This is a genomic window from Methanococcoides mangrovi (assembly GCF_052057775.1).
Taxonomy (GTDB): Archaea; Halobacteriota; Methanosarcinia; order Methanosarcinales; family Methanosarcinaceae; genus Methanococcoides.
This window is the reverse complement of the sequence record NZ_CP195121.1, coordinates 173,723-198,694: the sequence shown is the minus strand read 5'-3', so window position 1 is coordinate 198,694 and position 24,972 is coordinate 173,723. Positions and strand designations below refer to the sequence as shown.

23 protein-coding genes and 1 tRNA gene are annotated in these 24,972 nt (G+C 46.8%); 14 read left to right on the top strand and 10 right to left on the bottom strand.

Translation table 11 applies throughout. The features are described from left to right. The first annotated feature begins 40 nt into the window (after positions 1 to 40). The 3 genes from artA to ACR3I3_RS01015 are packed head-to-tail and all read left to right on the top strand — an operon-like array spanning position 41 to position 2,171. Positions 41 to 853 (top strand): archaeosortase A, encoded by an 813-nt coding sequence (gene artA / locus ACR3I3_RS01025; RefSeq protein WP_440952730.1) that lies wholly within the window; start codon positions 41 to 43, stop codon positions 851 to 853. Between the two features lie 11 nt (positions 854 to 864). Further along, complete coding sequence (locus ACR3I3_RS01020) at positions 865 to 1,494, top strand: phosphatidylserine decarboxylase (protein WP_440952729.1); 630 nt, start codon at positions 865 to 867, stop codon at positions 1,492 to 1,494. Next, on the top strand, positions 1,491 to 2,171 hold the full coding sequence (locus ACR3I3_RS01015; protein WP_440952728.1) for an archaetidylserine synthase: 681 nt from the start codon (positions 1,491 to 1,493) through the stop codon (positions 2,169 to 2,171). Before ACR3I3_RS01020 ends, ACR3I3_RS01015 begins: the two co-directional genes overlap by 4 nt. Positions 2,172 to 2,250: 79 nt before the next feature. On the opposite strand, the gene clpB is transcribed toward ACR3I3_RS01015, so the two are convergent. Further along, the gene (gene clpB / locus ACR3I3_RS01010; protein ID WP_440952727.1) at positions 2,251 to 4,857 is read right to left on the bottom strand and encodes an ATP-dependent chaperone ClpB; all 2,607 of its coding nucleotides are present in this window, start codon (positions 4,855 to 4,857) and stop codon (positions 2,251 to 2,253) included. Positions 4,858 to 5,187: 330 nt separating this feature from the next. Between clpB and ACR3I3_RS01005 the strand changes: the two genes are divergently transcribed. The 3 genes from ACR3I3_RS01005 (at position 5,188) to ACR3I3_RS00995 (ending at position 9,133) form a co-directional block, all read left to right on the top strand. Beyond that, the gene (locus ACR3I3_RS01005) at positions 5,188 to 5,595 is read left to right on the top strand and encodes a winged helix-turn-helix transcriptional regulator (protein ID WP_440952726.1); all 408 of its coding nucleotides are present in this window, start codon (positions 5,188 to 5,190) and stop codon (positions 5,593 to 5,595) included. 150 nt (positions 5,596 to 5,745) lie between these two features. Next, a complete protein-coding gene (locus ACR3I3_RS01000; protein WP_440952725.1) occupies positions 5,746 to 8,625 on the top strand; it encodes a PAS domain S-box protein in 2,880 nt (959 codons plus the stop codon). 151 nt (positions 8,626 to 8,776) lie between these two features. Next, complete coding sequence (locus tag ACR3I3_RS00995; RefSeq protein WP_440952724.1) at positions 8,777 to 9,133, top strand: dihydroneopterin aldolase family protein; 357 nt, start codon at positions 8,777 to 8,779, stop codon at positions 9,131 to 9,133. A 44-nt stretch (positions 9,134 to 9,177) separates the two neighbouring features. Here the strand turns inward: ACR3I3_RS00995 and hisC are convergent, their stop codons facing one another. From hisC to ACR3I3_RS00955, 8 genes are all read right to left on the bottom strand, one after another. After that, on the bottom strand, positions 9,178 to 10,260 hold the full coding sequence (gene hisC / locus ACR3I3_RS00990) for a histidinol-phosphate transaminase (RefSeq protein WP_440952723.1): 1,083 nt from the start codon (positions 10,258 to 10,260) through the stop codon (positions 9,178 to 9,180). Further along, the gene (locus ACR3I3_RS00985; protein ID WP_440952722.1) at positions 10,247 to 11,419 is read right to left on the bottom strand and encodes an acetylornithine transaminase; all 1,173 of its coding nucleotides are present in this window, start codon (positions 11,417 to 11,419) and stop codon (positions 10,247 to 10,249) included. Before ACR3I3_RS00985 ends, hisC begins: the two co-directional genes overlap by 14 nt. Before the next feature lie 27 nt (positions 11,420 to 11,446). Beyond that, on the bottom strand, positions 11,447 to 12,310 hold the full coding sequence (locus ACR3I3_RS00980; protein WP_440952721.1) for a polymer-forming cytoskeletal protein: 864 nt from the start codon (positions 12,308 to 12,310) through the stop codon (positions 11,447 to 11,449). A gap of 145 nt (positions 12,311 to 12,455) precedes the next feature. After that, positions 12,456 to 12,926 carry a PUA domain-containing protein gene (locus ACR3I3_RS00975; RefSeq protein ID WP_440952720.1) on the bottom strand — a complete coding sequence of 157 codons (471 nt, stop codon included), beginning with the start codon at positions 12,924 to 12,926 and terminating at the stop codon, positions 12,456 to 12,458. Positions 12,927 to 13,317: 391 nt separating this feature from the next. Continuing rightward, the gene (locus tag ACR3I3_RS00970) at positions 13,318 to 14,784 is read right to left on the bottom strand and encodes an RtcB family protein (RefSeq protein ID WP_440952719.1); all 1,467 of its coding nucleotides are present in this window, start codon (positions 14,782 to 14,784) and stop codon (positions 13,318 to 13,320) included. Between the two features lie 48 nt (positions 14,785 to 14,832). After that, the gene (locus tag ACR3I3_RS00965; protein WP_440952718.1) at positions 14,833 to 15,273 is read right to left on the bottom strand and encodes an archease; all 441 of its coding nucleotides are present in this window, start codon (positions 15,271 to 15,273) and stop codon (positions 14,833 to 14,835) included. Between the two features lie 69 nt (positions 15,274 to 15,342). Next, entirely contained in the window at positions 15,343 to 15,951 is a 609-nt protein-coding gene (locus tag ACR3I3_RS00960; protein ID WP_440952717.1) for a CDP-alcohol phosphatidyltransferase family protein, read from the bottom strand. Between the two features lie 35 nt (positions 15,952 to 15,986). Further along, a complete protein-coding gene (locus tag ACR3I3_RS00955; protein WP_440952716.1) occupies positions 15,987 to 16,544 on the bottom strand; it encodes an aldolase in 558 nt (185 codons plus the stop codon). Between the two features lie 88 nt (positions 16,545 to 16,632). Here ACR3I3_RS00955 and ACR3I3_RS00950 point away from each other — a divergent pair. The 4 genes from ACR3I3_RS00950 (at position 16,633) to ACR3I3_RS00935 (ending at position 19,666) form a co-directional block, all read left to right on the top strand. Continuing rightward, a tRNA-Thr gene (locus tag ACR3I3_RS00950) sits at positions 16,633 to 16,706 on the top strand. Between the two features lie 379 nt (positions 16,707 to 17,085). Then, positions 17,086 to 18,252: an MFS transporter gene (locus ACR3I3_RS00945; protein ID WP_440952715.1), complete on the top strand. Its 1,167-nt coding sequence runs from the start codon at positions 17,086 to 17,088 to the stop codon at positions 18,250 to 18,252. A gap of 21 nt (positions 18,253 to 18,273) precedes the next feature. Beyond that, positions 18,274 to 18,786, top strand: coding sequence for a methylated-DNA--[protein]-cysteine S-methyltransferase (locus ACR3I3_RS00940; RefSeq protein WP_440952714.1), 513 nt, complete (start codon positions 18,274 to 18,276; stop codon positions 18,784 to 18,786). Positions 18,787 to 18,856: 70 nt separating this feature from the next. Further along, positions 18,857 to 19,666: an ABC transporter ATP-binding protein gene (locus ACR3I3_RS00935; protein WP_440952713.1), complete on the top strand. Its 810-nt coding sequence runs from the start codon at positions 18,857 to 18,859 to the stop codon at positions 19,664 to 19,666. A 32-nt stretch (positions 19,667 to 19,698) separates the two neighbouring features. Here the strand turns inward: ACR3I3_RS00935 and ACR3I3_RS00930 are convergent, their stop codons facing one another. Next, positions 19,699 to 21,219, bottom strand: a complete 1,521-nt coding sequence (locus ACR3I3_RS00930) for a replication factor C large subunit (RefSeq protein WP_440952712.1) — start codon at positions 21,217 to 21,219, stop codon at positions 19,699 to 19,701. A 120-nt stretch (positions 21,220 to 21,339) separates the two neighbouring features. Here ACR3I3_RS00930 and mtxX point away from each other — a divergent pair, with 120 nt between their 5' ends. The 4 genes from mtxX (at position 21,340) to ACR3I3_RS00910 (ending at position 24,919) form a co-directional block, all read left to right on the top strand. After that, complete coding sequence (mtxX, locus tag ACR3I3_RS00925; protein WP_440952711.1) at positions 21,340 to 22,164, top strand: methanogenesis marker protein Mmp4/MtxX; 825 nt, start codon at positions 21,340 to 21,342, stop codon at positions 22,162 to 22,164. Positions 22,165 to 22,188: 24 nt separating this feature from the next. Next, positions 22,189 to 22,782 carry a tetrahydromethanopterin S-methyltransferase subunit A gene (locus tag ACR3I3_RS00920; RefSeq protein ID WP_440953716.1) on the top strand — a complete coding sequence of 198 codons (594 nt, stop codon included), beginning with the start codon at positions 22,189 to 22,191 and terminating at the stop codon, positions 22,780 to 22,782. Between the two features lie 67 nt (positions 22,783 to 22,849). Continuing rightward, positions 22,850 to 23,782: a tetrahydromethanopterin S-methyltransferase subunit H gene (gene mtrH, locus ACR3I3_RS00915; RefSeq protein WP_440952710.1), complete on the top strand. Its 933-nt coding sequence runs from the start codon at positions 22,850 to 22,852 to the stop codon at positions 23,780 to 23,782. A gap of 69 nt (positions 23,783 to 23,851) precedes the next feature. Further along, a complete protein-coding gene (locus ACR3I3_RS00910) occupies positions 23,852 to 24,919 on the top strand; it encodes a hypothetical protein (RefSeq protein ID WP_440952709.1) in 1,068 nt (355 codons plus the stop codon). Positions 24,920 to 24,972 lie beyond the last annotated feature (53 nt).

The window sequence follows — 24,972 nt, the reverse complement described above, 5'->3', positions numbered from 1 at the left end:
ATGATACTATATATCATACCTGTAATAAAGGTGCTTCACCATGATAGAAAACGTACTTTGGATCGCAGTTGCCCTGATGGTTCTCTCCTCGGTGATACCTGCAACAAGAGGCATAAAGTATCTCTCGGGCGGTGTTGGGTGGATCTTCTTTTCCGTTCACTGGGCATACCAGCCACTTCACTATATTGAGATAAGTGATTACTTCAATGTAGTACTGACACTGGCAATTGCTGCGTTCTGTCTTTTCATGGCACATAATATGATACGTGAATACAGGGAACCTTCAATATCCGGTCAGGGCAGTGATATCAATATCGTCATGATGGTAACAAGTGCCACGGCCATAGGTTCATTGTTCTATTTCCCTTTCGCGAACATTCCTGCACTCAATCAGTGGCTAATATCCAATGTCACCAACGCTACGGTTGGTCTGCTTACCTTCCTTGGTTACAACGTTGAGTCCACATGGCACAAGATCAGCTATAACGGTTACACTGTACAGATCATTCTGGCCTGTACGGCTATCGAGAGCATTGCCCTTTTCACAGGACTTATAATCTCGATAAATGCGCCTTTCAAAAGGCTCATGTCTGCATTCATGGTCTCTGTACCGGTAATATATGCGCTTAATATTGTAAGGGATGCTTTTGTGATAGTTGCTTACGGCGACCAGTGGTTCGGGCCGGAGAGCTTTGAGATCGCACACCATGTGATCGCCAAGATAGGTTCATCCATTGCACTCTTTGTGATAGCATATGCCGTGATGCGAATATTGCCTGAGCTTCTTGACATGATCGATGGTCTTTGGCAGATGACAGCCAGGCATGTCAGGAATATTGTACGGAAAAGCTAAGGAATTCAGAGATGTTAGCTAAAGATTCGACCTCATGGATCGCTTTTGTGGGCTTTTTTGCTCTGGCAGTAGCGATCGTATCCTTTCTGACGGGTCTTCCGTCACTTCGATACCTGTCATACGTTGCCTTTGCTATCTTTATTTTCCTGATATGGTTCTTCAGGGATCCTGAAAGGACCACGAAGATATGCGATCATTGCCTGTTCTCTGCTGCAGATGGGAAGGTCATCGATATTAGCAATGGCAGGGTCTGCGTATTCATGAACGTACATAATGTTCATGTAAACCGTGCTCCCATCTCAGGTACTATCCGCAGCATCGAGCACAAAAAAGGAGGTCATATCCCTGCCTTCAATAAGGATTCCGAAAGGAACGAGCGTACTATCACGGTCATTGGGAGTAGCCACGGCGATGTTGTAGTGACCCAGATCGCAGGTGTTCTTGTACGCCGCATCGTTTCCTATTTACATGAAGGCGACGAGGTTTTCAGCGGTCAGAAGATAGGCATGATTAAGTTCGGGTCAAGGGTCGATGTGACGGTACCCTCCAATTTCGAGATCGTCTGCAAGGTGGGAGATCGTGTATATGCAGGTGAGACCATAATTGCAAAAGAAAAAGGCTTCAGGAGGAAGTCGAAATGATGTTCAAGCTCCTTCGTCTCCCTGACATGATGACACTTGGAAATGCCCTTTTCGGTATGATGGCGATCTTCAGTGCATGTTCCGGTTATGATGAACTTGCTTTCATATTGATACTTTTTGCAGCTATTGCTGACGGAATGGATGGTTTCCTGGCACGAAAGCTTGGCAGTAGTGATATTGGCGAGTATCTCGATTCACTTGCAGATGGCATATCCTTCGGTGTTGCCCCTGCCTGTGCCTTATATTTCATATATGGTTATTCACATCCTTATCTGATGGCTGCGGTTGCATGTTTTTACCTTTTCTGCGGTATTCTCCGCCTTGCAAGGTTCAACACGAAGCAAAAGAGCATACCTGATTTCGAGGGGCTGCCCATAACAGCAGCTGCTGTGGTCATATCCTCCTATCTGCTCATAGCAGAATGCTACGTTTACTTTTATGGTGTTATCGCGATCATGGTCCTGCTTTCTTTCCTTATGGTCAGTGAATATCCCTACCCGAAGTTAAGAGGTTCAAAAGCAATGGGTTTTGTATCGATAGTGTTCGCTCTGCCTATTATGTCCTATTTTGTGTTTCCTGCCTATCTGTCGATATTCTCCACCGTAATGTTCCTCTTGCTGCTCTTGTATCTGGAATCACCACTCATGAAGGTTCCAAGGAAATATTACGAGGACTGATGCAGGATCCGGCAGTTATGATCGCAAAATATTGTAAAAATTGATGAGGTGAAGGGAGTTATTTGTCCCCTCACAAGTCTTATTCTTCAGCCTGTTCTGCCACTTCCACAGTTATTCCGCGCTCGTTGGCATCCACTACAACAGTGCATCCTTCGAGGGCCTTGCCTGAAACGATCAGCTTTGCAACCGCTGTCTCCACCTCGTTCTGGATCACACGTTTCAGTGGTCTTGCACCGAATGTTTCGCTGTAACCTGCAACTCCGAGATATTGCTTTGCATAGTCGGTGATCTCAAGGGTGATCCTCTTTTCCCTGAGCCTCTGGACAAGGTCTGCCACCTTGATGTCCACGATGCTGACGAGCTGCTCTTTGGTCAGCGGCCTGAAGATCGCCAGTTCATCGATACGGTTGATGAACTCCGGCCTGAAATGTTTGGTCAGCTCGTTCTGTGCTATCTCCTGCATCCTTGCGTAGTCCTCACCTTTCTCAAGCTTTGAGATGGCATAGTCCACGCAGATGTTCGATGTCATGATGATCAGCGTGTTCTTGAAGTCCACCGTCCTTCCGTGAGAGTCTGTCAGGCGGCCGTCATCGAGTATCTGGAGCATGACATTGAACACATCGGGGTGGGCCTTTTCAATCTCATCGAACAGGACTACGGAATATGGTCTCCTGCGTACTGCTTCGGTAAGCTGTCCGCCTTCCTCGTGACCGATATAACCCGGTGGTGCACCTATCAGCCTTGAGACTGTGTGCTTCTCCATGTACTCGGACATGTCGATGCGGATCATATTGTTCTCATCATCGAAGAGTTCCGCTGCAAGTGCTTTGGCAAGTTCGGTCTTACCAACACCTGTAGGCCCGAGGAAGATGAAGCTTCCAATGGGTCTCCTGGGATCCTTGATGCCTGCATAGGCACGGATGACAGCGTCAGATACGGCCTTTACTGTCTCGTCCTGTCCTATAAGTCTCTCGTGGAGCTTGTCTTCCAGGTGGGTGAGCTTCTCACGCTCTCCTTCCATGAGCTTCGTTACCGGGATGTTTGTCCACTGGCTGACCACCTGTGCAATGTCCTCTTCTCCGACCTCTTCCTTGAGCAGCATGTCTTCCTGCTGTTCTTGGAGCTTTTGTTCTTCCTCTTTGTACTGGTGTTCAAGAGGTGCAAGTGTTCCGTATTTCAGCTTGGATGCCTGCTCGAAATCTCCGCTGTTCTCTGCCAGCTCGAGCTGTACCTTTACCTCTTCGATCTGCTGTTTCAGGGAACTCAGGTTTGCGATGATATCCTTCTCTCCCTGCCATTTCGCACGCATGGCGTCGGATTCGGCACGGATGTCCGCAAGCTCTTTCTCAAGGTCTGCAAGCCTCTCCTTTGATGCTGCATCCTTCTCCTTTTTGAGTGCCTCGCGCTCGATCTCCAGCTGAAGGATCTTCCTGTCGGCCTCGTCGAGTTCCGGTGGCTTGCTGTCTATTGATGTCCTTACCTTTGCAGCTGCCTCGTCGACAAGGTCAATGGCCTTGTCAGGCAGGAACCTGTCAGAGATGTAACGGTTGCTGAGAACTGCCGCTGCTACAAGAGCAGTATCTTTGATCCTTACTCCGTGGTGGACCTCATACTTCTCTTTCAACCCTCTCAGGATTGAGATGGTATTCTCAACATCCGGCTGGTCCACAAGTACTGGCAGGAAACGCCTCTCCAGAGCTGCATCCTTCTCTATGTACTTGCGGTACTCATCAAGGGTCGTGGCTCCGATACAGTGCAGTTCACCTCTTGCCAGCATAGGCTTTAACAGGTTTCCTGCATCCATGGCACCTTCGGTGGCGCCTGCGCCTACAATGGTGTGCAGTTCATCGATGAAGAGGATGATCTGTCCCTCGGATTCCACAACCTCCTTCAATACTGCCTTGAGGCGTTCCTCGAACTCTCCCCGAAACTTTGCTCCTGCGATCAGGGAACCCATGTCTAGTGAGATGATCTTCTTGTCTTTCATATCATCGGGAACGTCCCTTTTTGCAATACGGAGTGCAAGACCTTCGACGATTGCTGTCTTACCCACACCTGCCTCACCGATGAGTACCGGGTTGTTCTTCCGTCGTCTGGATAGGATCTCTATGGTGTGTCTTATCTCCTGGTCCCTTCCGATGACCGGGTCAAGTTTACCCTGTGCAGCAAGCTCTGTAAAGTCAATACCGTATTTCTTGAGCGGTTCCATAGTGTCTTCGGGATTTTCAGTTGTAATGCGGCGGTTCCTCCTTAGTTCTTTGATCGCCTGTAATGCTGCTTCGGGTGTGACACCTGCTTCCCGGAGTATGCGCTGGCTGGAGCTTCCTTTCTCTTTTAATAATGCTATGAGGAGGTGTTCAACACTGACGTACTCGTCGTTCATTGAGCGGGCTTCCTTGTCGGCTGTGTCGAGCACCCTGTTGTACGGCTGGGTCACATATGCCTGGCCGCTCCCGGGGCCGGAGACCTGCGGAAGTCCCGATAAGTGTTGTTCGAGCTTCGCCACGATATCCCTGGTGTCGGAACCCATGTTGGTAAGTAGTGTAGGTACAAGACCGCCATCCTGTTCCATCAATGCAAGGAACAGGTGTTCACAATCTGTCTGCTGGTTGTAATATCTTGCAGAAATAGTGAATGACTTCTGGATGGCTTCCTGTGCTTTTTGTGTAAAACGGTTTAGATCCATTTGAACCTCCTTATCTTATGTTCATGGAATATTTTGTTCTACTTTCTGTCAAATTTTGTCAATAAATCTGTTCGATCTCTCAACAATGACCCAATTGCCTCCCTGAAGCTTACTCCCCTTTCTTATCGGATGGCCAATTGTAGTTTCAGGTCACAATCGGGTATTTTTGTGATCTGTATTCTTTAACACTTCAAATTATATGTTCTACTATTTAAACGTTTCTGTTAAATTTAAAATTAATGTCAATTTTGATTAGATTTTGTCCATTTTGTCTATATGATTTCGACAAAAACAGGAAGGTATATATTGTATAAGGTCAATATTTTCGTGATGGCTCGTCAGATCATCCTCATACATATTGAAAAACCAGTAGAAAAAGACCTTGAAAAGGATGTACATTGGTTCTGTGACAGTTTCGGACTATCTTCAGGCAGGGATGTGGAGGACATTTCCAAAAAGATCGTGATGGACATGCTTTCAAACCTTTCCCGAAATGAAGGTGTTACTTCAGAGATGCTTGCAAATTCCCTTGGTATCAGTCTTTCCCGGGTAAATCATCATCTTAGAAACCTCATCGGGTCGGGTCTTGTCTACCGGAGGAAAAAAATGCTGTATCTTCGCGGGGGCAGCCTGAAGGCAGCGGTCTGTGAGATGAGAAAGGATTCCGAAAGGATCTTCGATGAGCTGGAAAAGATAGCAGAAGAGATCGACAATGAGGTCGGTCTGAGGAGCAGGTGAGACGTTTCTAGATCATCTTTGATCGTCATTTAAGCGGTTCGGCAATCTTATATATGCCATCCTTGTATAATATATTTTGAATGATTTGGGGGCTGATCGTTCATGGGGTAAAAGGGAGGATCTTCGATCACTTTAACTAGTGGGTCTTATTTGGAAGATGAGCGGAGCACGGCTTCGCTGGAATCATCGCTTAATGAGAGGTGCAAGGAACTTAGCTGCCTCTATGGGATTTTGTGTATCATCAGGAAAAACCTTCCTCTGGATGAGACACTTCAGGGGGTAGTGGAGCTTATCCCTTCAGGTTTTCAATATTCTGATCTTGAATGTGCATGCATTGAACTCAAAGGGATGTTCTTCCAAAGTCCGGGATTTAAAGTAACACCTCTGGAACTCAGTACTGATATAATTGTGGATGGGTCGAGGGCCGGCAGGATTTCTGTCTACTATACTGGAGCGATTCCTGATTCAGCCGAAGGTCCGTTCCTTAAGGAAGAAAAGGATCTGATCCGGGCTATTTCTGATTATCTTGGGCCGATGGTCGAATGTAAATATGTTGAATATGCTCTTGTGGAAAATTTGAAGAAATACCGGTTTATGGTGGAGAACACGACCGATATAGCATATTCTCTGGACACTGAAATGAGGATCACCTACATCAGTCCACAGGTGAAGAAACTTGGATACAATGCAAACAAAATGCTCTTGTCGGACTGGGCCGATTTTATCCATCCTGATGATAGGGATCGTGTGATCTCCGAATACAGATCAGTTCTCTTTGAAGGTATTGAACATTCCATCCTGTTCAGGACTACCGATAATAGTGAGAATGTGCATTGGATGGAAGATTCAGGAATGCCTTTGAAGGACGATTCCGGTGATATTATTGGTGTGACAGGTATTCTGAGAGATATCACTCAACATATCGATCTGGAAACCAAACTGAGGCACTATGTACAATTTGAAAAGACCTTATGTGATATCTCTTCCAGGCTAATCAATTTTCCTTCAAGGGATCTAGGGGATGAGATATATCATGCTCTGGAGTCTGTGGGGAAGGCAGCAAAGGTGGATCACATTTTCATTTATGAGTTCTCTTCTGATAATGATCTTGCAGAAAAGTACGGCGAGTGGTATCGTGAAGGTGTGGATGCTGTAGGGAAAGAATTTGATACGATAACGCTTTCCGAAATTCCCTGCTTTATAATGCCTCTGCGCAAGAATAAGGCGGTAAAGATTCACTCTCTTGATGATCTCCCTGAGGAAGCTCACAAAGGCAAGGAGATGCTGGAACTTTTGAAGGTCAGATCAGCTCTTATAGTTCCCTTGCTAATGAAGGATGAATTGATGGGCTTTGTTGGCTTTTGCTCTATAAGGGAAGATATGCATTTTTCGAACTTTGTCACGGACATGTTCCGTCTTGTGGGTTCCACAATTGGTAATTCCCTTCAGCATGACCGTTCACGAAAGTCCCTGGGCCTGAGTGAAATGTATTATCGTTCACTTTTTGAAGAATCAAATGATGCGGTGATTATCCATGATGCGGATGGGCGAATCCTGAATGTCAACAAGAAAGCCTGTGAGATGCTTGGTTATGACAGGGATTCCCTTGTTGGTATTGACCTTGTCTCATTATATCCTGATGAAGAGCGTATCTTTGTTTCCGATACAATCGGGAATATCATGGTGAAAGGTTCTGTTCATCTTGAATCTAAATTAAAAAGATCGGATGGTTCGTCTATTGATGTGGATGTAAGCGGTTCGGTGATCGATAAGAATGAACAGTTCATCCAGATCATTGTTCGTGATATCACTGATAAGAAAAAGGCAGAAATTGAATTGGATTCATACCGGCAGGAACTGGAAGATAAAGTGGAGGAGCGCACAAGAGAACTTACGAGGGTCAATGAAAATCTCAAGGAGGAAATTTCCGAACATCGGATCGCTGAGAAGCTTATCAAAGAGAATGAGACCCTTTTAAGGAACGTCCTGGAATCTACGGATGATGGTATCTCTTTCTTTGATAACACCGGAACGATCAGGATGGTGAACAACAAGTTCAGGGAAATATGGAATATTCCTGATGATGCGGATACTGAAAAGAACTATGTTGAAGCATTTGTCAGATACGGCCTGTCACAATTGGAAAATGCAGATCACATCCTTTCAAAGGTCAAGAGGTTCGCAATTTTGATGGAATATGATTCGGATGTACTTTATTTCCGGGATGGTCGTATCTTCGAATATCATCTTTTCCCTGTTATTACTGATGGCAAGGTCAGGGGGCACGTTTGTAGCTACCGCAACATAACGATGAGGAAGAGGGCGGAATCTGATCTTCAGGAATATGCTGAGGAACTGGAACGTTCAAATGAGCTTAAGGATCTGTTTACTGACATCATCCGCCATGATCTAATGAACCCTGCAGGTCTTGTAAAGGGATTTGTAGAAATATTATTAAAAAGAGAATATGATCCGGACACAACTGAAAAGCTCCGTGCGATCAAGCGAAATAACGGCAAGCTTATTGACATGATCGAATCGGTATCCAAGCTTTCAAGACTGGAGGCTATCAGTGTTCTGGAGTTCAAAGTAATGGACGTTGGTGCGATCGTAAGGCTGGCAATACAATCCCTTGACAAACAGCTCAGGAGCCAACACATCGTTCTTGAGAACATGGCAAGCGGCAAGTACAATGCAAAGACAAGCCCGGTTCTGGAAGAAGTCTTTGTGAACCTGCTTTCAAATGCAATAAAATACAGCCCTCAAGGAAGTAAGATCATTGTTGACATCCTTGACTACGGTGATGAGTGGAAGATCACAGTTACTGATTTTGGTGAGGGTGTTGCGGATGAGGACAAACCATTCGTGTTCGAGAGGTTCAAACGTGCTACAAAGGCGGCTGTGAAAGGTACCGGACTTGGCCTTGCTATCGTTAAAAGGATAATTGACCTTCACGGCGGCAAAGTGGGAGTTGAGGACAACCCTGAAGGGCAGGGGAGTGTTTTCTGGGCCACTGTGAAGAAGGCCTGAGGTTTTTTATTTCAGATCTTCATTTTCACCTCTTCCTCTCTCCTCTCTTCTTGTCTCTCCTTTTTCTTTTTCTTCTTAAAATCCAGATAACCGTATCGGCTTTATATCTTCAGGTCAATTTCGACCCATTAACTATCAAGGTAGGTAGCATATGGCCGAAAATACAATTACCGACAGGGACAACGTACTTTTTGAAGCCGGGATCAAACTCGGAGCTTTGTATCACCAGTTCACCGGTTCTCCTGTGAGCCTGAGGACGGTGGAAAGTCTTGAGGAAGCTATTGCACAGAGCATTTCAGTACAGCCATGCGTGGAGAATATCACCGTTTCCATAGACAGGGATATGGTACGTTCAAAGCTCAATGATGAGTTCGGTTACTGCGAGCTGGAAGGTCGTATGCTCAATGTCCAGATCGATGCAAAGTATGGCTCTGCAAAGGCCCATGTCTCTATGGAGTTCAATAAGGAACTGGACTATCCGTTAATGAAAATAGATGAGATCTGCTGACTGCCCATTTCGGGAAGTTGAATTACTTTTTTAAAGAAAAAGGGTCAGATGGAAGAGAAACCTTCCACGACCTTTTTGTTCTGCTTCTCTGTGCCAATAGTGACCCTTATGAATGACTCTCCTGCGTTGGCAAAGGATGTGCAGTCACGTACAATGATCCCTTTTTTGAGCAATTCTGTTGTAACATCACGTGCCTTGTGGGGGGCGACATCAACAAGTACGAAATTAGCCTGGGTGTCGTAGACCTTGAAAGGGATGTTGTCCTGAAGATATTTCTTTCCTGTGCGTGCCAGTTCGATGCTCTTGTTGAGGTGCTCGGAATCTGAGAGTGCAGCAACACCGGCTGCAACTGCTGCTGAGCTCACACAGAATGGGGTTGCTATCTTCATGTACTCTTCCCTGAGCCAGACAGGGAGGATGCCGTATCCTATCCTCATTCCTGCAAGACCGAAGGCCTTTGAGAATGTCCTTCCGACAATGATATTGTCGTATTTTGGAACAAGGTGTGCGATGTTCCTGTCAGCGAACTCAACATATGCCTCATCAACGAACACAAGCGCTTCAGTGGCCTCTGCTATCCGGAGTATGTCCTCTTCAGGTATCACATTACCTGAGGGGTTGTTGGGTGAGCACAGGAAGATGATCTTCGTTAGTGGTGTGATGGCATCAATTACCTTCCCTACATCCACTGAGAAATCCTCTTCGCGCTGGACGTAAACAGGCACTGCTCCGTTGGCACGAGCTGATATCTCATAGTATGAGAATGTTGGTGTTGTAAGTATGACCTCATCCCCGCGGCTTATGACAAGTCTTGTGAGCCCGTCCAGAAGGCCGTCCATGCCCGGGCCGGATGCCACAACGTGGTCTGCAGGTATGCCGGTGTATTCGGATATTGCTTCCACGAGCTCACGTGCATCGGCTGAAGGGTAGATGCTGATGGCCTGTGCATCATTTATGAGGGCTTCCACTGCTTTTGGAGATGGCCCAAGAGGGTTCTCATTGGAGCCCAGCTTGATCACAGATGCGGGGTCCAGTCCGTAAGTCCTTACAATATCATCGATAGATTTTCCCGGGACATATTTTGCAATGGATGCGATCTCTTTCTTTAACAGTTCATATCTGGGCAATTATGTCCACCACCGTATCGATCTGTTCTTTGGTGATAATGAGTGGAGGTGCAATACGGATGACCTTCTCGGATGTACAGTTGAGGAGGACTCCTTTGTCCCTTGCAAGGTCAACGATGTCTGCGCATGGCCTGTCTATCTCAACTCCGATCATGAGACCTTTTCCGCGGACCTCAACGATGTTGTCGAGTTCAAGTGAGTTGAGCCTGTCCATGAAGTACTCTCCCATCTCTGCCGAGCGCTCCACAAGTTTCTCATCCCTGATAACTCCTATTGATGCAAGGGATGCGGCACATGCAAGGGGTCCGCCTCCGAAGGTCGCAGCGTGCTGGCTCTTGTCAAAGGATATGCCATCACGTGCCACAATGGCACCCATTGGGAATCCTCCGCCTATGGCCTTTGCCATTGTCATGATATCAGGTTCAACTTTTGAGTGTTCCTTACAGAACCACTTTCCTGTCCTGGCAAAACCGGTCTGCACTTCGTCGAATATAAGGAGCATGTCGTTCTCATCACAGATCTCACGCACTTCCCGGAGGTAGTCGTCAGAGGGCACATTGATGCCCCCTTCTCCCTGTATCGGTTCAACGATGACCGCTGCAGTGTCTTTGGTTATTGAATCCCTGATGGCCTGAGCATCGTTGTATGGTACGAACTTCTCTCCCTGGACGAGAGGTTCGAAAGGTGTCCTGTATACGGATTTGTAAGTAACTGTAAGGGATCCCATGGTACGTCCGTGGAATGAATGTTCTGCTGCGATGAACTCGGTCTTTCCTGTTGAGACCCTTGCGAGCTTCATTGCAGCCTCGACAGCCTCGGTACCGGAATTACAGAAGAATGCACGTCCCATGCCGGTAATCCCGACAAGTTCCTCGGCAAGCTGTGCCTGGACGTCAGTGTAATAGAGATTTGAAACGTGGATGAGCTTCTCGGCCTGTTTGCTGATCGCCTCTACAACACGTGGGTGGCAATGTCCGACATTGTTCACGGCAATTCCTGCCACACAGTCGATGTATTCCCTGCCGTTTATGTCACGGACAACAGACCCCTTCCCGCTCTCAAGGGCGATGGGCTGGCGTGTGTATGTCTGCATTACGTAGTTCTTATCCTGTTCTACTATTGATTCGTAATCTCTTGATAGGGTAGTCTCTTTGGTCATAGAATACCTCAAAATTAGGTATGATGGTCATATATCGAGCGTCATCAGCTCATTGTCGGAGAGACCATCTTCTCCCTCTCGTTCGAAGACAATACCTCCGTTTGCTCTCATAACACCGTCCACACGTGCGGTCTCATGTATCTTTATGGAATTGGCATTGATCTCTCCAAGTACATGTGTGCCTTTGTCGATGTATACATCCCCACGTGAAACTATGTTCCCGTGTATGATGTTGTTCTCGCCAAGGTTCACTGTGTTCATGGTGCGTATGCTTCCGTAGAGGGTGGTGTCGTTTGCCATGTCAAGTGAAGTAGTGCGAATGTTCCCAACAAGACGGCAATTGTTTCCGATAACGGTTTTTGAAGGCACTCTTATTGAGTCCATGGAGATCTTTGAACCATTTGGTATGATCATGGCAACATTGCCGATGGTCTCTACTTCCTCGTCGAACAGCTCGTTCAATGCCTTCTCGACCTCTTCATCCTTGCCCATGCGTAAAAGTTCGGTCAGGTACAGGAAAAGGTAGGCGATCACAGGGACCGGGTTTCTAACAACGATCCATCCCTTTGCCTCGAAACCGCCCTTGATCTTTACATCGTTACCGATGTCAAGGTCGCCTTTGACCACAAGTTTTCCGTCAATAGAGACGAACTCGCCGATGTAGGCGTTCTCCTTTGTCCTGACAGTGCCACCGATATGGGACCAGATATCGATCCTGATGTCTGATATTGTTTTGATGTCGCCGGAGACCTCGACCCTTTCTCCAAGGATCGCAGAATTAGCTATCAGGCCATATCGTATATCTGAATGGTTACCTATTATGATATCTCCGTCCAGCACGATATTGCGCTCTTCCATTTTAGTATTGTCCGGAATGACAAACGTTTTCAAGAATTCCTCTTCTGCGATGATCTCACCCTCCGACGAGATGAATTTGAGGCGATATATAAGTTCACAGCTTATTTAATTTGTTGCTATATGTACATTTTGACATCAGGTAGCGGAACTTTTTGAATAATATAAGGGCTATGGGAGCTTACTGTTCACATCCGCAGCGAACATCCACCGCTGCACCTGTATCAAGTGCTTCCACTTCGTCGGGTGACAGAAGAAGCTGGCCGGTTGCAATGGCATTGTCGTTCTCATCAACAACTATGACCTCGTCACCGCTTCTAAGGCCGGGGTCTATTGCTGTGACATGTTTTGCAAATGTTGTCTTTCCCTTTGAGACAAAAGGAACCGCATCATCGCAGACCGTTACCCTGAGTCCCGGTGCAGGGATATGTGAGTGGACCTTTCCAGCAGCTTCCATGCTAAGTGTGAGCATTCCGTCCCTTGCTCTTGCTGTTGCAACACGCTTGCCGTCAAGCATGATCTGGCGTATTCGCTTTGTCCTTGAGAGCTGGAAGGTCACGTTATCAGGAAAAAGAATATCTCCGCATCCTTTGCCGAACTGGTAGTCAGCCATAACACGAACTCTTTTTATCATCTTCGCCTTTTTATCCATGGGCGCAAAATTAAGAATATAACTTAAAATGGTTGACGGTCGGTTAGTGAAAAATAAGTGCTTAAGAGATTTTCATTACATCTTCAATATTTAAAGGATATCGAACATCTTTAAATATTATTATATCATTTTATTATTTGAGGAAGCGGACAGATTGCTTGCAAACTTTTGTGTTGTAAATGACTGTAATCAAGCAAACCATTCATCCCCTCAAACAAGGCCGTTTCCTCACTCTCTTGTAGTCTTTTGCTATTCCTGAATTAAGTTAAGCAATGCTATATTCCTTTCTTTCGGTTACTGAACCCCGGGCAAGGGGCAGACAAACATGTGTTCCGTTTTTATTAAACCGAGTTCTGTTTCCGGATTCCTTAAAGAAAAAAATGGCTGAATATCAGCCCTTGACAACACCCAGAGGCATCATTCTGGCGACCTTTCTTGCGATGCCAAGTTCGTGGACAACATTGACGACATCACTGCTGCACTTGTAGACCTCAGGTGCTTCCTCTGCTATCACAGATGGGTGTGCAGCCCTTACCGTGATCCCGCTTTTCTCAAGATCGCTCCTGACATCCTCTCCGTAGAATTCCTTCTTTGCATGTGCACGGCTCATGACCCTTCCGGCTCCGTGACATGCACTTCCGAACGAGATGTCCATTGAGGCTTCAGCACCGTGAAGTACGAAAGATGGAGTTCCCATGCTTCCAGGTATCAGGACAGGCTGGCCAACATCACGGTATGCCTGCGGAACGTCCCTGTGTCCCGGCGGGAATGCCCTTGTTGCTCCTTTCCTGTGGACATAGACATTCTTTTTCTTTCCGTCCACGGTATGCTCTTCCAGCTTCGCCACATTGTGTGCAACGTCATATACAAGGTCAAGCCCGAGCTCATCCATGTCTGATTTTAAGATGTCTGAAATGACCTCTCTTGTCCAGTGGGTTATGACCTGCCTGTTGTTCCATGCATAGTTGGCTGCACATATCATGGACCTGAAATAGTTCTGCGCTTCATCGGACTGTGCCGGAGCGCATGCAAGCTGCTTGTCCGGAAGCGAGATCCTGTACTTCTTTACAGCCTGTGATATGGTACGCAGATGGTCTGTACATATCTGGTGACCTGTACCTCTTGATCCGCAGTGGATCATGAAAGTGACCTGCCCTTCTTCGAGGCCAAACCTGTCAGCTACTTCCCGGTCATATATCTGGTCGATATATTGGACCTCAAGGAAGTGGTTTCCACTTCCCAGTGTGCCTGCCTGAGGTCGTCCCCTCTTGCGGGCTTTGGCACTTATGTGGGTGATATCTCCGCCTTCTATGCATCCTCCGCCTTCGCAGTGCTCGAGGTCAGCTTCCACACCGTACCCGTTCTCAACAGCCCAGCGGGAACCATGCAGGAAAATGTCATCAAGCTCACTTTCAGAAGTCCTCAGGCGGCTCTTGGAACCCACGCCTGCAGGTACTGACTGGAAAAGTCTCTCGGTAAGCTCTTTCATCACAGGACGCACATCATCGACAGTGAGGTTGGAGCGCAGGAGGCGAACTCCGCAGTTGATGTCAAAACCCACACCTCCGGGGCTGATCACTCCCTCTTCCTCATCGAAGGCTGCAACGCCTCCTATGGGGAATCCGTATCCAAGGTGTGCATCCGGCATGGCCATGGAATATTTCTGTATCCCGGGAAGCATTGCCACGTTCGCTACCTGGTCAAGCGCCTCCGGCTCAAGGTTGTGGATAAGTTTTTCAGAGAGGTATATTCTTCCGGGTACGTTCATTCCCGGTTTTGCTCCAATGGGTATCTCCCATATGTTATCATCTATTCTTTTGAGTGATTCCTGTATGCCGCCTTGTCCTTCTTCTTCCATGCCTTTCCCTCCCACTTTGATGTCAGACCATATTGTAAATTTGTATTGTTATGTATCTACTGTGACCTGTACCATGAATCCTTCTGGTGTTTCTTCTGCCTTCAGGTCATTATATGTCACAGCCTTGACCTCGGTATCGATCTCATGTTTTTCAAGGTCTATTTCTTCACCGCTTGCGCTTGCTGATAATCTGTATTCGCCATTCTCTTTTGTGATGCTCTCTACCTCGAACTTCCCGAAGGATATGAAATCCACTTCGAAGATGAACAGGAGTTCTGAGAGCCATTCAACCAGAAGATCGTCGATCTCGGGTGCTGTAAGCTCTATCTTTTCTGTATGTGTGCAGTCGACTTTTGAGGTATTGATCATTACATTGAACATGGCAAGGGCTGCATTCTCAAAAGCCTCTTCCACTGTTTTTCCGTATGCCCTGAACTTTGCATCTGCAGTATGCTCAAGGTATTCATATCTCTGGCCCGGACTCTGCATATTTTTAAAATGGTATTTGCTATACTTTAAACTATTCCATATATAATCGCTATCAGAAGCCCAGAACGCTTAGAGGCGCTTCCATATGCTGCCCATTCTCTGAATGGTGGTTATGTGGCTTCCGATACCTATGATTATTATGGCCCATCCTATGGTGGTATATCCAAACACCGGTTCACTATAGATTGGGTAGGCTATTGATGCAAGCAGTATCAGTACAAGCCTGTCCGCCCTGCCCATGATGCCGCCGTAGAACCTTCCGATCCCAAGTGCCTGTGCCTGTGTTCCAAGATAGCTGACCAGCAATACAAGTACTATGGTTACGGTTCCTATCTGCCACTGTACATGTCCTCCGAAGAACATACCGCAGATGATGAACACATCGGAATAACGGTCAATTACATGGTCGAGGAAGTCCCCCTTCCTGCTTTCGGCACGCATGTATCTTGCAACTGCTCCGTCCAGTGCGTCAAAGGCCGAATTGAGGGCTACGAAAAGCACGGCTGCAAGTGCAAAGAACGGCCTTTCGACCGAGAAATAGAAACATATTCCTGCCAGTAACGCAAACCCCAGGGATGCTATTGAAAGGGAGTTTGGCGATATCTTCCTTCTTGCGATCGCTATGGCTACCGGGTCCAGTATCCTTGTAGCAGCAGGTCTTAATGCATCGATGGTCATGGACTTCTCCTTATCTTGTTCTTTCTTATTAGTTGTTATGGTGCCCCGGAAATTCCCTTCTTTGCAAGATCTACAAGGTACTTGATCCTGCAGGAGTGTTCTATCTGGGTTGTGATAACATAAGCATCAGCAAGTGTCTTACCGATCGCAAAGGTCCCGTGACTGTATGCGATAGCTCCTTTGTGATCGGACAATGCAGCTGCCGCACCTTCTGCCAGTTCGGAGGTGCCCATCATTCCCCTGAAAACAGGTATCTCATGGAGGAAGCTTATGCCTTCACTGTCAAGAGGTACAATGCTATCTGAATCCTCTATTAATGTCTGTACCACCGAATAAGGGCAATGGGCATGGATTATGGCAAGTGCAGGCGTGTTCCTGTAAATAGCGCGGTGGACGATGGTCTCGGTGGACGCTATCAGGTCCAGTTCCGATGTACCTTCTATGGGCACCTCCACGACACTGTTCTCTGTGATCTCATCAAGTGCCGCACCACTGCGTGTTATTATCAGTCTGTTCGCGATGCGTACACTGATGTTCCCGAAATTGGACTCAACAAGTCCATGGTCTACCAGTTTCTTCCCGTATTTTGCCATTTCCTGCCACATGATATCTCTACAATGGTAAATTCAACCATAACATTTATTTGTTATTATGCATTCTATGGGTACGTTTCAAGGAAGCGCCTCAGTGGCTCAGCCTGGCAGAGCGAGTGATTTGTAATCACTAGGTCGCGTGTTCAAATCACGCCTGAGGCTTCATTCTTCTTTTTTTACACGATTTGGTCATTGATTGGATCGAGGATCTCATATTTCATCTGATCAATTTCTGTTCATATCAATAAATTATCGATACTAATGCTACTTGAAAATACTAAAGGCGTTAGTATATATAATAAAATTCACAATGTATTTACTGATTTCTTAAAAGGCTATCCCCCACTCCCCTTTTACCCATTATTATTTTGCTCTTTTAAAACTCATTTTTCATTTTTTCCAAAAATGCAGATTAACAAATTGTTCTCCGGTTCTCCAACATTTTCTTCCATAGTTTTATGGAATGGTCGCATATCCGATCAGTTAATGATCAAATGCTCCAGAACTTTTTTGAAGGAAGCAGATGCTAATGGTGGAAAGAATGACCTTTAAAACACATCATCTCCTGTTCCTTGCAATAACTGTCTTCTTTGCAATGGCAGGCGGAGCCATACTTGCACCCGTACTGCCGCAGATGGTGGGACCATTAAGCAGCAGTCCCAATGAAGTGGCAAATCTCATGGCAGTATACACCATATCCACTGCCATATTCTCCCTTGTGATCGGACACTTTGTAGATCGTGTTAACAGGAAGACCTTTCTTGTGCCATGTCTTGTGATCAATGGGATGATGGGGCTTTTCAGCTTCTTTGCCACCGATCTTCATACTCTTCTGGTGTTGAGATTTATCCAGGGTATTGGTATCGCCGGTATGATGTCACTTGTGATGCTGATCATAGGGGATGTATATTCAGGACTTGATCGCGTCCATTCGATGGGACGGATCAGTATGGCAATTGCCATTGGTTCGGTAACCGCTCCCCTTATTGGCGGTGGGCTGGCCACCATCGGCTGGAACTATCCGTTCCTTTTCTATGCTCTCTCACTACCATTCGCTCTGCTAGTCCTGCTAATGCTTCCCGAGACCAGGGGATCTGATGATTTCCATGGAAGCGGACTGGGTAATGCCATTCGTGAGCTGAGCGACTTCAGGATCCTCTACACAGTTTTCCTGAGCTTTGCTATCTTCTTCCTTCTGTTCTCAATAGTCGTCTTCCTGCCGTTCATGCTTGAGAAAGTGTTCGGATTTGCTGCCAAAGAAGCGGGACTTGTCCTTTCAATTCAGGGGCTTGCCATCATCGCGGTGGCTTCGAACATGAAAAGGCTTGCAGAAAGGCTTCCGTTGATCGTCCTCATCGGTCTGGGCTTCATTCTTGTAGGGACATCTATCTTCCTGATCTCCTGGGCGACCTCACTTCCTGTCCTCTTCCTGCTGTTGCTGGTGTTCGGTGGTGGCTTTGGTCTTTGCCAGACAGCGATCGATTCTCAGATCATCCAGATCTCTCCTCCGGCATCACGTGGTGGCGTCCTTTCGATCCATAATACCATGAAATATGTAGGACAGAGTGCCTCACCTGTGGTGCTGGGAGCCTTATTGATCTTCTTCGACCTGCACATGGTGTTCCTCTGTTCAGGCATCTTTGGTATCCTTGTGGCAGCTGCAACATTGCTCTTCAGGGGAAGATTTGTTATGAATAGCAGCAGGTGATCCTATCTGGTGGTATGCTGAATGTACTATGATCTTATAAGAACGAAAATTGGTACTATACTTCTGGCCGGAGATGCCGGGGGCCTTAAAGTGCTTAATATCCAGGATGGTGGGGGGAAATATTCAATTCCTTCGGACTGGAAGCCGGAAAAGGACCTCTTCAGTGATGTCAAAGTTCAGCTAAACCGTTATATTGAAGGCGACCTCAGGGAGTTCGATGTAAAGCTCTCACCAGTTGGTACCGATTTCCAGAAGAAGGTATGGGAAGCTCTGACAAAGATCCCTTACGGTACGACTGTTTCTTACGGGGACATAGCCAAAATGATCGGCAAACCCAAAGGCTCAAGGGCTGTCGGGCTTGCAAATTCATTGAATCCGATACAGGTGATCATCCCATGTCATCGTGTTGTGAGCTCTTCGGGGGAACTTGCCGGGTATGCCGGGGGGCTTGATGTTATGGTAAAGCTTCTTAAGATAGAAGGCATGGATGTCAGGAAAAAAAGTAATGGCAGGTACAGCATCTTGCCTTTATGATGCGAATATTTGGTGCCGGTAAATTTAATTTACAGTGCAATTGTTCAGTACAACGATTAAGGTGATCAAAATGTCCGGTGAAACAAAACCTCTTCTTGAGTACAGGAATGTGACCATCAGAAAGAAAGAACGTAATGTTCTCGATTCCATCTCTTTGAACATTGATGTCGGCGAGAATGTTGCGATCATTGGGCCGAACGGTTCGGGCAAGTCATCCCTGATAAAGACGATCACAAGGGACTACTATCCTCTTGCAGGGGTTGAGGATCTTGTATTCAGGATAATGGGGGCGGATGTATGGGACCTTTTCGAAATGCGGCATTTTCTGGGCATCGTATCCTATGACCTGCAGGAAGAGTATGAACGTAAAGTTTCCGGGCTTGATGCGGTGATCTCGGGTTTCTTCAGCAGTATTGGTCTTTATCCAAATCACATGGTATCTCCTGAAATGAAAGAAAAGGCCCATGAGCTCCTGGAACTTCTTGGCATATCCTATCTTTCTGACAAGAAAATGTCTGAGATGTCTACCGGTGAAGCCCGAAGGGTGCTGATAGCAAGGGCACTTGTACATGACCTGCAGACCCTCGTTCTTGATGAACCTTCGAACAGCCTTGACATGAGGTCACGTCATGTTTTCAGGGAGACCTTGAGAAGAATAGCTTCTGCAGGCAAGAGCATAATCCTTGTGACGCATGATCTTGATGACGTGATCCCTGAGATTGGTCGTGTGGTCCTGTTAAAGGATGGCAGGATCTTCCTTGACGGTCCCAAGGAGGAGATTCTTACGGCAGAAAATCTATCCCGACTATTCGACATGAATGTAGAGGTCACCTGTGAAAAAGGATATTACAGGACATGGATCGATCCATTGTCCCTTTGATCCAGATGTTTGTGCTTTAATATGGATCCCGGTCAGAAGTCGAACAGGGTCTTCTGCGGCTTTGCCTTTGCAGTGGTTTTTGGTTCCGGTTTAGGCTCTGCCTTTGGAGCCGGGTCTGCGGCTTTTGAACTTTTCTCTGGATCAGAATTCCCGCTGGCTACAGCGTTTTGCATGATCTGGTTCAGGTCCATCTGCTTCTTATCCTGTGTCTTTCTGGCAGTTTTCTTCTCAAAGAAAACCGGTGCATCTTCAGTTACATAGGTACTTCGCTTTTCCTGTGCCAGGTCATAGATCTTCTGTATGCCTTTTGTGACCTTCTTGCCACCGGTAAGATAAACGATCTCATCTATGCTCAGGTCAAGGTCCAGAGCAACATCCACTGCATAGGCCTCGTCCTTGAGCATCCTGCCGTAAAGGTGTGCCAGATCTGTGCGTGAATAACGCATGGACTCATTGCAGTGCTCGCCTATGCGGGAAGCAATATTATCCCTCATGTCACGTTTTGACTTTAATTGTCCCATCTTGCGCCAGAATGAAGGTGGCTGGTACTTTGTGAACCCGCGGCTTACGTGTGATTTGGAGACCACTGTTCCGCAGGTCATGAGGACGCTTGCATATCTCCAGAGGCGGTAGCTCTGTCGCTTTTTCACACGGCCAAGGTACCTGTCTGCTTTTGATAGGTATCTGTAGCCGGTTATAAGGTCCTCTTCGGTGTCTTTTTCTGTGCCGTATTGTGATGGCAGGTTCTCATCGATCCAGTGGATAAGGTTCTCAGGTGTCTCGTCCAGGCCGTATGTTGCCTGCAATGCGCTCTTTGGATCGGTGCTTTTGAATATCTTTGCCATTACCTTGAAGATGTTTTCCTTGGTGTCCCTCTCGGAGGTGGCAATATCCTCTATGTAGATCTCGTCCCTTCCCATTGCCACTGCCTGAAGGTCTTTGACAGCACTTCGCATGTCACCGCTGGCGTTCTCGGCAAGTTTCTCAAGGACACCAACTCCACACATGATCTTCTCCTCGACACATATCTTCTTGAGTGCCGGGATCATCGATCTTCCCTGCACTGAATTGAACTTCAGTTCAATACAGTTCGAGCGTATGGAAGGTGTAAGTCCGTAGAGGTCATTTGCTATCAGAATGATGGGCTGGTCTGTTTCTTTGATAAGGCTGCCTACTGCACGTGATCCACCCCTGTCGGCATTTCCATGCATGTTGTCGGCCTCATCCAGAATGATAAGTCTCTTTGCAGATGTGCCTGTAAGTGAGCTCATCTTTGATGCAGAACCTGCAACTCTTTCGATAGCTCCTGCTGTTCGCTGGTCACTGGCGTTCAGCTCGATGGTCTCCCAGCCAAAGTCCCTGGCAAGTGCATGTGCTGCGGAGGTCTTTCCAACTCCTGCAGGCCCATAGAGTATGGCTGCACGCTTTTCCGGCATGCCGGAGAGCCACGACTCTGCCCACTCACGCATCTCCACGACCGATTTCTTGTTGCCCACAAGGTCTGAAAGGGACTGTGGTCTGTATTTTTCAACCCATTCGATAGATTCTGCCATCTGTGATCATACCTTCAATAAAAGGGAAAAGTAATTAATGTTTGCATCTCTTTGTTGATTCTGATTAATATCATTTCTGGCAGGTGATCCGGTATGTAGAACAATAGCACGTCAGGTCTTATGGATGTTGTCCGGAAAAGGGCTCTTTCAAACACTGCGAAGGTTGCTATTGGTGTACGTGACCCCACTCCCAAGATGATCTCCAGCATAGAGGCAGCCCACAACGAAGGATATGCACACGTCATCCTTGTAGGGGACAAACAGAAGATCGATACCGTTGGCACTTCTCTTGAGATCATCAATACCCATGAGCCGGAGATGGTCCTTGGTGACCTGCTGGCATCGGGTTCCGTGGATGCGGCAGTAAGGGGAACTGCAAAGGCCTCGGTTACTCTTTCCCATCTCAAGCAGGTACTGAAGATGAACCGCCTTCACCGCATGGCTTTTCTCCTTACCTCCGAAGGCGTTCCTTTCTTCCTTGCACCCGTGGGCATAGATGAGGGAAACGACCTTTCCGACAAGATCACGCTTGTCAAGTTGGGTGTGGAACACATGCGCAGGTTTGGCATTGAACCGGTCGTTGGTGTCCTCTCCGGCGGAAGGATGGGTGATCTTGGAAGGCATGAAAAGATCGACCGCACACTTGCAGATGCCGATTTCCTTGCAGCAAGGCTGCGGGAAACTGGTATATGTGCAAAGCATTATACAATACTCATTGAGGATGCCATAAAGGAAGCGAACTTCATCTTTGCTCCGGATGGCATAACCGGTAACCTGATATTCAGGACGCTAGTTTTCCTTGGAGGAGGGGACGGCATCGGTGCACCGGTATTGATGGACGATCATGTCTTCGTGGACACATCACGTGTCGGTGGCCACTACACAAAGGCCATAATGCTTGCAAGTGCCCTTGTGGACATGAAGAACGAGAGGAACAGATCTTGATTATGTGATTTATGGGGTGTTGATATAGAAACCGTTGCTTTTGGATGGCCTGTTGTAAAAGGGGATTGTAGTGCCGGGAATCCGGATTCCTGTATTGCGGTCATAACTCTTGCAAGTTCACTTGAACCTTATGATGAAGCTGCCATGTGGGGTAGCTGTAAGACCGAGAACCTTGGTGCGGAGAAGATCATCATAAACACGGTCTCGAATTCGAATATCAGGTATCTCCTTATCTGTGGTAATGAGTCCAGGGGTCATCTTGCAGGAAAGACACTTGTTGCACTTCATAAGAACGGCATAGACGATAACGGGCGTATCATAGGCTCTGATGGTGCTATTCCTTTCATAGAGAACGTCGGCAGGGATGTGATCGACCGTTTCCAGAAGCAGGTAACCCTCATTGAACGTATCGGGCTTGTGGACCTGGATGAGATCCGCCGGATCGTTGATGAGTACAAGGGCAAAGAAGATCCTTATTACGAAGCAGCTTTCGTTGTGGAGAGTGCCAAGAAGAAATGCAGGCCTGCTATGGATATCACTTCCGGGGATATCATGATATCGGGTGATGTAATGCTTGATTCGTCTTCAGGTATAGTGTGCGAAGTGGATTCCAATTAATTGTTTATTTTATTTCATTGTTGTATTGTTATCTTGATCATTGTTATATTTCGTAGAGGTTGTGTTCATGTTCAGGTTCCAGAAAGAGCAGGAGATCGTCAATATTGCAGGCGTGAAGATTGGAGGCCAGCCGGGCGAGCTGGCAACAGCGCTTGCAGGTACCATATTCTATGAAGGCCACAGCATCGTGGAAGATGCGGATGTCGGCATATTCGACAGGGCAGGGGCAGAGGTTCTTGTGAACATGCAGGATTCAATGTCAGATGAGACCGGGAATCCGGCCATTGTTCATATCTTTGCCAACACCTTCGAGAGCATGCAGAAGTACATTGATTTTGTGACTTCAGTAAGTGACTCTCCAATAATCCTCGATTCTCCTCAGTCCTCTGTGAGGATGGCCTCCGCAGAATATGTTACTGACATAGGTCTTGCTGACAAGACCATCTACAATTCCATTAACATGAGCATCAGCAACGAAGAATGTGCAGTCCTTGTGGATTCCGATATTGACAGTTCCATCATCCTCGGTTTCAATGCAATGGACTCATCCCTGGAAGGCAGGATGGAATTGCTGGAGAACGGTGGCAAACTGATGGACAGGGGTCTGCTGGAAATTGCTGAAGAATGTGGTATCATGAACGTTCTCATCGATCCAAGCATTACCCCTATGGGAGATGGTGCAGGCATTGCCCTTCGCATGACGATGACCGCCAAGGCAAAATGGGGCTACCCAGTTGGATCGGGTATTCACAATGCTCCATCTTCCTGGAGCTGGCTCAAGGCTAAAAAGAAGGAAGACCCACTTATCTACAAGATATGCGATATCGGTACGGTCTCCATGCAGCAGCTTGCAGGTGGTGATTTTGTCCTTTATGGTCCTATCGAGAATGCAAAGTACACTTTCCCTCTTGCTGCCATGACTGACATCATGATCTCAGAGGCATCTTCTGATCTTGATATCGAGCCATCATCCTCACACCCGCTTAACCTGCTGGTGTGACCTTTTTTTGGAAATGCTTATGTATCCTTTAGGCGCATATTCTTTTTAGCTTTCCCGGGTTGATGTGGCATGAAAGAACTTAAGATCAGTATTTCCGATGAGTTGTATAAGGAACTGTCCAATGTTCCTGACAGGGATTCCTTTCTGGCAGGACTTATTGAGGATGGTTTGAAAGCAACAGCCGGGGAGACTATTGCTGCTGAAACCAACGATCCCGGGGATAATTTTGAAGATCTTCCTGAAGATGCATACTTTGAACTTGAAGACACTTTTGAAGAGGAAGGTTCGACAGTTAGTGAAGCTGACGATGACGCCACATTATCCTTTGATGCCAGTCTCACAGATCCCGATCTTGGAGATGGGATTCCGGAGCCAAAGTTAACTTCAGATGCCGTTTCTTCTCCTGATGAAAACAGCAACTCTCCATTTAAGAAGATGGCTTGCTTCGAGAGCATCATTTTTGATCTGACAGATCGTGTATGTGATCTTGAGAAGCAGATCATTGATATGAATTCCAATATCCAGTTCCTTAAAGGCAGGGCTTCCCTGTCCGATATGGCCGATAGTAAATCCGGAGATCATAATACCTCTGCGGAGCAGGCTGGTAGTCTCGTTACCGAAATATCCGATGGATCGGTTCCTTATGCTACACTTTCCTTCCCGGAGCTCAGGATACCTCCGGAATTGCTGGATGATCTGGAAGATGCTTCAGCAGGAATTGAGGATCATGGTGCGGTGGAAACTCAGATCGAAAACGGTTCTCCGGATGTATCGGGAAATGATATTGAAGGTGCTCCTTTTCTGATACGGTCCTCAAAACCTCTGTTATTCGAAGCTGAAGCCTTATACTCTGCTCCACAAAATTATTTGGTGGTGGAACATCCTGTTCAGACGGAGAGTACCGATCCCTATGTTCCTGATGGATCTGCTCCGGCTGCTGACAAGCTTGAAAGCTGTATATTTGCCTATCTTCCATCAGGTGCGGAAGTAAAGAAAGATGTGATCAAAAGTCTTCTTTCCAAGAGGTATGCAGATCCGGATGTGGAGTCAAAAATAGATCAACTTCTATCAGCCGGCAGGATATCCAATATTGTGAAGGATGACATAGTTTACCTTACAAGACTTCCTGCAAAGTGATTTGGCTGATGTTAGTCTAAAATAAAACGAAATAAAAAAGAAAAGCTGCCTGA